This window comes from Kitasatospora sp. NPDC059571 (assembly GCF_042735675.1).
Lineage (GTDB): Bacteria > Actinomycetota > Actinomycetes > Streptomycetales > Streptomycetaceae > Kitasatospora.
Genome location: NZ_JBHWBW010000037.1, coordinates 21,274 through 30,298 on the forward strand (window position 1 = coordinate 21,274; position 9,025 = coordinate 30,298).

At 68.4% G+C, this 9,025-nt stretch carries 7 protein-coding genes; 6 read left to right on the plus strand and 1 reads right to left on the minus strand.

Annotation, left to right across the window (positions count from 1 at the left end):
* Nucleotides 1–1,035: 1,035 nt before the first annotated feature.
* The 3 genes from ACFV0G_RS07140 (at nucleotide 1,036) to ACFV0G_RS07150 (ending at nucleotide 2,798) form a co-directional block, all read left to right on the plus strand.
* Nucleotides 1,036–2,058, plus strand: a complete 1,023-nt coding sequence (locus ACFV0G_RS07140) for an alpha/beta fold hydrolase (RefSeq protein WP_380542938.1) — start codon at nucleotides 1,036–1,038, stop codon at nucleotides 2,056–2,058.
* A gap of 361 nt (nucleotides 2,059–2,419) precedes the next feature.
* Complete coding sequence (locus tag ACFV0G_RS07145) at nucleotides 2,420–2,566, plus strand: hypothetical protein (protein WP_380542941.1); 147 nt, start codon at nucleotides 2,420–2,422, stop codon at nucleotides 2,564–2,566.
* Nucleotides 2,567–2,666: 100 nt separating this feature from the next.
* Nucleotides 2,667–2,798: a hypothetical protein gene (locus ACFV0G_RS07150; RefSeq protein WP_380542944.1), complete on the plus strand. Its 132-nt coding sequence runs from the start codon at nucleotides 2,667–2,669 to the stop codon at nucleotides 2,796–2,798.
* A gap of 238 nt (nucleotides 2,799–3,036) precedes the next feature.
* Here ACFV0G_RS07150 and ACFV0G_RS07155 read toward each other — a convergent pair whose 3' ends face one another.
* Nucleotides 3,037–3,576 carry a hypothetical protein gene (locus tag ACFV0G_RS07155; protein ID WP_380542947.1) on the minus strand — a complete coding sequence of 180 codons (540 nt, stop codon included), beginning with the start codon at nucleotides 3,574–3,576 and terminating at the stop codon, nucleotides 3,037–3,039.
* Nucleotides 3,577–3,793: 217 nt separating this feature from the next.
* Here ACFV0G_RS07155 and ACFV0G_RS07160 point away from each other — a divergent pair, with 217 nt between their 5' ends.
* The 3 genes from ACFV0G_RS07160 (at nucleotide 3,794) to ACFV0G_RS07170 (ending at nucleotide 8,992) form a co-directional block, all read left to right on the plus strand.
* On the plus strand, nucleotides 3,794–3,976 hold the full coding sequence (locus tag ACFV0G_RS07160; RefSeq protein WP_380542950.1) for a hypothetical protein: 183 nt from the start codon (nucleotides 3,794–3,796) through the stop codon (nucleotides 3,974–3,976).
* Nucleotides 3,977–5,851: 1,875 nt separating this feature from the next.
* Nucleotides 5,852–6,181, plus strand: coding sequence for a trypco2 family protein (locus ACFV0G_RS07165; protein WP_380542953.1), 330 nt, complete (start codon nucleotides 5,852–5,854; stop codon nucleotides 6,179–6,181).
* A 48-nt stretch (nucleotides 6,182–6,229) separates the two neighbouring features.
* The gene (locus ACFV0G_RS07170) at nucleotides 6,230–8,992 is read left to right on the plus strand and encodes a tetratricopeptide repeat protein (RefSeq protein ID WP_380542956.1); all 2,763 of its coding nucleotides are present in this window, start codon (nucleotides 6,230–6,232) and stop codon (nucleotides 8,990–8,992) included.
* The last annotated feature ends 33 nt before the right edge of the window (nucleotides 8,993–9,025 follow it).

Below are 9,025 nucleotides of genomic sequence, written 5' to 3' on the forward strand. Positions count from 1 at the left end.
ACATCACACAGCGTGAGACGGAGGCCGTCTCCTTGTCCGGCAGATCCCCATGCAGGGGACCAGCCCGAACAGCCTCGAGTCGATCGCCGAGGGTAGAACGACAAGCTCAGATACCTGTAACGCCAGCAGGCCAGCCCCGCCTCCAGCACCTCAACCACAGTTCCCGCGTGCCGGAAATCCCGTGGGACCCAGGCCTCAAAAACAGACCCGGGCCTACCCATGGCCGACTGAGGCCCTTACATTTAGCCACCCACACAGGCCTTCCCAACAAGAGGCCTGTTCGCATTCGCACCTTTGCGAAAGTAGAGAAAGCGAGGAAAACATGACCGACGCCACGGAAGTAGCTCGGGAACACAAGAAGCCGAGGCGCCTCCGCGCCGCCCTCATCATCGCCGGAGCCGCCGTCATGGTCAGCGCCGGAGCCGCCGACTACAACATCTGGAGCCTGGGGGGATGGCAGCCGTCTGCCCCGCAGACGGCTCCCTCCTGGGTATGCGACCAGGAAAATGTTTGCTGGGCCCCGGCGGTCGGGAAGTAGCAGGCAGCCGGACGCACCCTAGGTGCCGTGCTTGCAGAGCGACGCCTGGCGCAGGTACCCCACGCCAGGTGTCGCCGCCCATTATTGTTCGCATTTGTTGTCAGCCGATCTGGCGAGCGCTTTGATAGCCACCGCCGGACCCTGGACGCGATTCGATCCCAGCGAAATGGCCAAGGACTGCACCCGATATGACCGTCGCACGATCGAATGAAGCCTCGGCTACGGAGAGGCACCGGGGGTCCGCAACGGCTGCGAGCCGTCGAACCGCCAGCTGGCTACTGCTTCCACTCGCGGCAGTTCTCGGGGTGGCTGCCGGCCTCGTGACGCTGTTCTTCACTCTCGGCCTCACTCACACCCGATTCCTGCCGCTTGCGGCTGGAGCCCTGACGCTGACAGGCTGCACCGGAGGGCTGTCCTGGCTGGCGGCGCGACTACTTGCGCCCCACGACCCGCCTTCACAGCGCGTCCCACTGGTCACGACTACCCTGACACTACTGGTGGCTACCGCAGCCGTCGGCGCACTCCTGCTCGCGCCGGGCCATTCCTACCGCCAGATGCCGATGACTGCGGCAACAAGGTTCTGGGATCTCCCCACCAGTTCTCGTATCGCTTACACGTACACCGGGCCTCCGGTTCCCTCTTCGCAGCCACCGGTCATCGTCGTCCACGGCGGGCCTGGCGCTCCAGACGTTCGGCAAGATCCTCTGGCCCATGCTCTCGCCGCCGCTGGATTCGACGTTTACATCTACCAGCAGGTCGGCTCGGGCCTGTCCAGCCGACTCCCTAACGTATACGACTACACCCTTGCCCGAGATGTCGCCGACCTGGACGCCATCCGCGCCAAGCTCGGAGCAAGCAAAATTATTCTTGTCGGAAATTCTTTCGGCGGGAAGCTCACCGCCAATTACATGGCCGTCCATCCGGACCGGGTAGCCAAGGCCGTCATCTCCTCGCCGATCGCGATTTGGTCGCCCGCCTTTAAGGGAACCGGCGGCTTGACTGCCGGGGGAAGCGCGAGCTCGACCAAAGCCCTGAACGACACCCCCGAGCTCCAGCTTGTGCTGAAGCTCCTAAATCTCGCAGGCCCGCAGGCCGTGAGCGCCCTGGTACCCGAACGGACACTCGACAGGATCGCCCAGGACTACATCGGCAACCTCGACATGAGCGCAGGCTGCCAAGATGGGCACGCCCCCGAGTACGAGAAGAACTCCAAAGGCGTCGGATTCTGGGCCCTGCTCGCCACAGACGAGGACAGCCGAACAGCTCCCGACCCTCGCCCCGCCTTGCGAAAAGTGACCGCCCCCGTACTCGTGCTACGCGCCAAGTGCGACTACGTCAGCTGGAACGTCACCCGCGAGTACCGGGATCTCGTGCCCAACGCAGTCCTGCTCCCGATCCCGGATGCCGGCCACCGTATCCACATCAACCAACCCGAGGAATACCAGCAGGCAGTCAGATCGTTCCTGCTCGGCAAACCGCTACCCGCTGCTCCCTACACAGGTGAGGAAGCACCGTGGTAATGAATACGCCGACCACGCCCGCCGGAAGACCCGCGCGACCAGGGCACTCACCGTCACCAGCCTCGGCCTGGACTTCCCCACGCATCCCAGGCCGCCCGCATCCTGCGTCACCGCATCGATCTCGCGACCGGCACCGTCAGCCGCCAGACCGTCTACGCGATCACCGACCTGACCTCTCGGAAGTCTCATCCGAGCGGCCCGGCCCACTCCCCCGGTCACAGGTGGACCATCGAGAACCGGCTCCATTTCCTCCGTGACACCACCTTCACAGAGGACGCCTCCGAGATCCACACGGGTCACGGCCCGGAGAACATGGCAACCCCAATCGCACCGCCCGTCGGCATGGTGTTCGCCGGCGCGGGTGCGCCTTGCAGGCTCCGGCATCGCCGCGGTCTCCCCGTCGCTGATCCTCACGGAGATGCACCGCACCGGTACCGCCCAGTTCGTACAGGGCGGCATCAGCCGGCTGCGGCAATGGCTCGTGGAGATCGGCCTCGCGGGGGACTAGTCAAAGCTGTTCGCGGTCGCCCGCCACATCAAGGCCGCATGACCCAGTGCCCGCCACCGTTGGATGTGCCGGGGCGGTCACCGTTGCGAGAGGATGAGACATGGTCATCGTTCGAAGCATCCAGAGTTGGCTCTCCGATGAGACGTTCCTCGAACTCGCCAGCGTCGCGACCGGCGCAGCAATCCTCTGGATCGGCTGCACCTACGGCGCGCTGTCGCTACTTTCCCGATGACCGCCGTCCCGCGCGGGGAGTGGCCCTACACGGGGGGGGGGGGGGGGGGGCGGCGAGCGCCGCCGCGCGCGCCGCCGGCGCACCAGCCCCCCCCCCCCCCCACCCCGCCCGCGCGCCCCCCCCGCCCGCCCCCGACGGCCCCCCCTCAGAGACCCCGAGCGGCCCCGCGCCCGGGGCGGGGGCTCCCCAACGCGCCCCCGCCGAGGGCCACGTGGTCCGCGGCGCGCGAGTCGCCATGTCAGCCCAGCGTCGCCGCGAACCGTCCAGCCCGGGCATCCGCCGCCGTGACCGTAACCTTCCCTCGGTGCGAGACCTCCACCTGGTAGAAGTGCGGACCCGCGGGCACTCCCGAGACGAACACGGAGAACTCGCAGGCCAGGCCAACACTGATCCCGGCGGTCAAATGGCCGGTCGCCACCACCTGACCGCCGCCGTCGTATACGGTCACCGCCGTGCCGTCGCTGATATCGCTGTACCCACCACGCCCTGAGCAGGAGCCGCTTTGCAGCGTTTCCTGATTGAGCGTCATCGTGCCCGTCAGGTTGAACGACGCGGCTGACGGCGACGGAGAAGCGCTGGCGGTCACCTGTGCCGCCGGCTTGTCGCCGTGGCTGGCCACACCCCACGCCAGGCCCACGACCCCGGCTCCTGCGATCAGGCCACTCACGCCGGTTGCGAGCGGCAGGAGCCACCGTCGTCGCCTTGCCTGTTCGGTCTCGGGCCAGCTGGCATAGACGCAGGCATCGACGGGAGTGTGGGACGACTCGGCATCAGACATGCCCGGCAGCATCCCAGCACGACTCCTCGTCTGACCGTCGGGCCGCCCTGGTTCTGACCGGATCGTGACCTGGCCGGCCGGTCCCACCACCCACCACTCTCTCCATGTGGGGTACGGCGCTGGCCTGGCGGTCTTCCCTTGCCAACCGGGCCGCCGAGGTGGCGATGGGGCCCGAGGCCCCTATCGGAGCGGGCCCCCGCCGCGGGAGGATGGGCCCATGGCGAGACTGACGAATCAGGAACGCATCGCCCAGCTTGAGGAGCGCGTCATCGAGCTCGAGGATGTGGTCCTCTACCTCGCGCAGGCCCTCGGCCAACACCAGGCACTCACCGAGGCCGAGACCGAGGCCGTACGGCAGACCTACCACCGGGCACTCCGCCTGCGGCCCGGTATCCGGTAGCACAGGCACATGGCGATGACACCCGACCAACGCGGCACGTTCTGGGCCCAGTTGCAACGCCTCCGCGCATCCGCCATGCGCGCCCCGGCCACCCGTGACGAGTAGCAGCCCGGACAATCGAATTGGCCACCGCCGCGCGTCACCTCGCAGACGCGTTCCAGGCGTCCGAGGCGCGCCAGATCGCTCGACACCCAGACCTCGCCGAACTGAACGTCCAACTCGATGGCTATTACGGAGACCGCCCGTGACCGATGATCTGGTGGCGTTCCTGCGGGCACACCTCGACGAGGACGAACGCGACCCACGCGGATAGGCCGTCGCCCGGGGTGCTGGCCGAGGTCGACGCCAAGCGGCGCAACCTCAGCCCGCGCGGGATGGGCTGGTGTGAGCGCCCCGAGCCCGGTCAGCGCGGCAGATGATCCGTACTGCTTGGCGTGCTTCGGCGGAGGGTTTCCCCGCAGGACACGTCGCATGCTCGCCCTGCCGCACCGCGATCACCCCGACCACCGGCCGATGTAATGGCGGTCCTCGACTACCGCACCTACGACCTCGACCACCCGTGGCTGAACGACTGCCGCGGTCGGCGCACCACCCGGCAGGACAAGAAAGCCCGGTGGGAGGTCCGCTGCAACCCGCACGACTCGGGCCAGGTGTGGGTGAGGACGCCGCAGGGCTGGCTGGAGGTGCCGTGGGTGCACCGCCGGGCACGGTTCCGCGGGCCGTGTGCCCCACAGGCGTGCGCTTACGTTTTCCCAACCAGCTGGCAACGCAAGCTCGGCCGGAACATCATGTGGTGGCCGCGGGGAGCAGCGGGCGCGCCATGCCAAGGATCAACGCCGGGCCGCCCGGGCTGAGAAGATCGCCGGGTTGGAGGCCGCCGGCAGCATCGATGACGGATGACGGACGTCCCAGGCCGATACGCTCGCCCGTAGCTGGTTGCTCGTCCGGCTCGAGCACCGACGTCGCAAAGTATGGGAAGGCCTCCACCTCCCGCCGGGTCCCGTCCCCGTCGACGGCCCGCCCCATCCCCCGACGTGCCCCGGCTGCCGAGGTCTTCTGCGGGCCCGGCAAGGCGTGCGGTCGGTACCGCCTCGGGGCGGGCCCGTACAAGTTCGGCGCGCGACTCGGCATGCACGCGCTCTCGGCGCACACCGGCGCGTACGGTCTCCAGCCGCGCTCCGTCTATGGATCAAATCATCTGAATCTGTGGGCATTTGTTACCACGCAGGGTAGTGCCGGGGGAGGTGGTGCCGGGAAAATGGGCGCTCAACCCGGCAGGATTCCATGGGCTCAGGGATCCGGTACGGAAGCCGGCAGTGTGTATGCACGGCCGGAGTCCCGAATGCCCGCAGCGACCCCGTCCTGCGTGGTGAGCTTCGTCGGTCGTTGTGGCATGTGGTGAGGCGGCGAGTCACAGAAGGCGGGGTAAAGCAGGTGATCGCGTTCGTAGCGGCGGGCGACGCGGCAGTAGCAGCTCGGCCGGGCCATGGTGCGTTCTACACCCCACCGAGGGTGGCCCCGGCATCTGGCTGGGCTCATTACCCTGCGGCGATCCGGGGCAGGATGCGCTCTCGGCGGAGCCATTTCCGCGGGCCAGGGCCCGCAGGTCTGATCCACGTGGACCCTTGCGAGGCCGACAGCCATCCGCCCCACGGGGCGGGTCCTTGCGGCCACGCGTGCCCCGGACTGCGCCGAGGAGCCGGATGGGGAAGACCGCATATCGGGGCGGAACGCACGGCCCCAGTCGGGCGCGGCAATCTCACCGATCACTGCGTGACCCGACCAGCGGTGTGTTTCCACGGTTGTTCCAGGAGAAAGAGCCAGATACATCTCCTGCCGCAGGCAGCGGAGGAGACGAGAAGGAGGGGGATCGCGATGGGTAGCGAAACCGGCTCGGCCGAGGAGTGGATGGACCTGGCGGACGCCATCGCCCTGCTGCGGGAACAGATCGCCGAGGCCCAGGACCGGATTGCCCACCCGTTGAGTCCCAGCCACCAGGGGGTGCTTTTCACGCTCGGGGAGATCACTCTGGACCTCGGTCTGGAGCTGACGAGCGCTAAGGGAGCCAACGGTGGACTGCGGTGGAGCGTGATCAGCCTGGGAGGAAAGAAGGAGAGCGCCAGGAAGGCCACCCACACAGTGACCGTGAAGCTGCAACCGCACCTGCCCGGCGGCGGCGACATCGACGTCAGCGACGAGGAGTAACTCGTCCAGGACCGGCCGGCCTCACGCGGGGGCCAGGGAGGGAATGTTGTGGAGTTCGACCGCCTGGTGCAGATCCGGGTCCGCAAGCCAGGCACGGACAAGCAGGGCTTCGGGTCGGGGTACCTGATCGCGCCGCGGCTGGTGTTGACAGCCGCTCACGTTGTGGACGGTATGGACCGTGCCGACCAGGACGCGCTCAGGGTGGCTCGGCCTGACGCGGGCGGGCAGGAGTTTCCCGCCAGCGTTCGCTGGAAGCGCTTGGACAAGACGGTGGACGCCGCCCTGATCGAGGTCGGCGACAACCACGGCTGGCAGACACCGGAGTCCCTCAGCGATCTGCTCACCCGCCCGCCGCAGCGATTCGGACTCCTGGTCGGCACCCGTCCGCACTTGGTCACCCTGACCGGATTCCCCCGCATGCAGAAGGACACCGACGACGGCTTGCGCCTGGACGAACAGCTCACCGGCCACATCACCCCCGGTACCGGCTCCCTGGCCGGCCGCTACGAGATCTCCAGCACCGACCCCACTCTCCCCGCCATCGTGCCCGGAGGCAGGCCGGGGAGCCGCTGGTCGGGCATCTCAGGGGCTGCCGTCCTCAGCGACGACGGCCTGGGCGGGGACATGCTGTGCGGCATCGTCCGCCGCGACCGCCAGGCCGACGGCGGCACCCGCCTGACCGCCACTCCCGCAGCCCGCTTCCTCGCCGACGACACCTTCCGCGCCATCGTTGCCGAGTACACCGGGTGGGAGCCGGCCCTAGAACCGGTGGAAGCCGTCGGCCTGCTCACCCCTGCGGCATTCGACCGCGACCTGAATTCACCGGCCGCACTCCTGCGCGCCGATGCCGAAGCAGTCACCTTCCACGGCCGCGACAGCGAAGTCGCCGCCCTGCGCTCCTGGTGCCAGGACGATCCCCCCGCGATGAGCGTACGGGTACTGACCGGCCCCGGTGGTCAGGGCAAGACCCGCCTGGCCCGCCACCTCACCAGCCTCCTCAGCCACCAGGGCTGGGTCACCGGACACCTGCGCCCCGACCTCACCGACCACGATGCCCCACCCGACTTCACCCCCCTGACCACCGCCCTACCCCTGCTGCTCGTCGTCGACTACGCCGAGACCCGCCCCCGCCTGCTGCGCCGCCTGATCACCCACCTGCACCGCTCGCGCCACCGCGTGCGCCTGTTGTTGCTCGCCCGCTCCGACGGCGGATGGCGCACCGACCCGCTCAACGCTGCACCCGCAGTACGCGGCCTGCTCGACGCCGCCTCGGTCGTCCCGCTCGCCCCGCTCGTCCCCCGCAGCGGGCCCATCAAGGACCGGCTGAGCGCGTTTACGCTCGCGGCCCAGGGCCTCGCCCACCTGCTGCCACGCGTCCCCACCGTGCCCGCGCACGACTGGAAGGCGCTGGCCGCAACCCTCCCGCCCCCCGACGACCTGAGCGACCCTCGCTACGACAACGCACTCACCTTGCAACTGACCGCCTTGGTGACACTCCTGCAGCGCGGCCCCAGACCCGCCGACACACCGCCCGGCACGCCGCCAGAAGGAATCCTGCTACAGCACGAAGGCCGTTTTTGGGAGGACAGCGCGGAGGCCCCCGCCTTCAAACTGAACCTGCCCACCACCACTCTGGCCGCGGCCGTCGCCGTCGCAGCCCTGTGCGGAGCCACGACCAGAGACGAGGCCGCCCGCGTCATCAGCGCCATCCCCGGCCTGCCCCTGGCCAAGACAGCCCTGACCGTGGCATGGCTGGCCAGCCTGTACCCGGCAGAACCGGATCGCTACTGGGGCTCCCTTCAACCCGACCGCCTCGCCGAGTATCACGTCTCAGACACCCTCACCGGCCCCGACACCCCACTGCCCACCCTCATGGCCAAGGCTTCCGCCGACCAACAGAGCCAGGGAATCACCGTCCTGGCCCGTGCCGCCATCGCCCACTACAACGCCAACCGGGCCGCCAACAGTGAACATGTCCTGCATGACCTCAACATCGCCCTGGACGCCACCACCCTGCAGCACCGGACGCTGTGGGAAACCACAGCCGCGCTGCCCTACCGATCCACTGTCGTCGGCTCGCTCGCTCTGCGCCTTTCTCGTCAGCTCACAGAGGCCTTGCGCGCCCCGGCCGTGGACAACGTGACGGCCCACGAGGCCGATCTCGCACAGTCACTGCACAACCTGGCGAGACGCTTGTCCGAGGCGGGGCAGCCGGAAAAGGCACTTGCCACTATCGAAGAAGCCGTGGAGATCCGCCGCCGCCACACCGTGGACGACACGACGACGGCCCCCGACCTTGCAGAGTCACTACTGTGGCTCGCGCAGTGCCTGTCGGAGGCAGGGCGGCCGGAAGACGCTCTCGCCGCCAACGAGGAGGCCTCGGAGATCCGCCGCCGCCACATCGCGGACCACCCACCGGTCTACGAAGACGACCTGGCCAAGCTGCTGCTCAACCTCGTCGGATCGCTGTACGAGCACGCTACCGAGCAGTCCAATCGCGCGATCCATCTGGCGGACCTCGGACAGCTGGAGGAGGCCGTACGCGCCACCGAAGGGGCAGTGGAGATCTGGCGTATGAGCAGCACCGTCTACGAACCCGAGCTAGCACAGTCGCTGCTCAATCTTGCCTTCTACCGAGGCACCCTCGGACTCTTCGGGCAGGCTCTCACCGCGGCGGAAGAAGCCACCGCGATCCGGCGCCGACTGGCCGCGGTCAACCCGGCCAGATTCGAACCCGACCTTGCACGGTCACTGAGCGTCTTTCATCCTGTGCTGGAGGATGAAATGGCCTGGTCAGCTGGGTGTCGGTGACGCGGCAGGGCCCCTCGTCGTTGGCGTGGTGAT

Bases quoted from the DNA above. Each gene is read 5' to 3' on its own strand.
- ACFV0G_RS07160 (WP_380542950.1), top strand. From the start codon at position 3,794: ATGGCGAGACTGACGAATCAGGAACGCATCGCCCAGCTTGAGGAGCGC.
- ACFV0G_RS07155 (WP_380542947.1), bottom strand. From the start codon at position 3,576: ATGTCTGATGCCGAGTCGTCCCACACTCCCGTCGATGCCTGCGTCTAT.
- ACFV0G_RS07150 (WP_380542944.1), top strand. From the start codon at position 2,667: ATGGTCATCGTTCGAAGCATCCAGAGTTGGCTCTCCGATGAGACGTTC.
- ACFV0G_RS07165 (WP_380542953.1), top strand. From the start codon at position 5,852: ATGGGTAGCGAAACCGGCTCGGCCGAGGAGTGGATGGACCTGGCGGAC.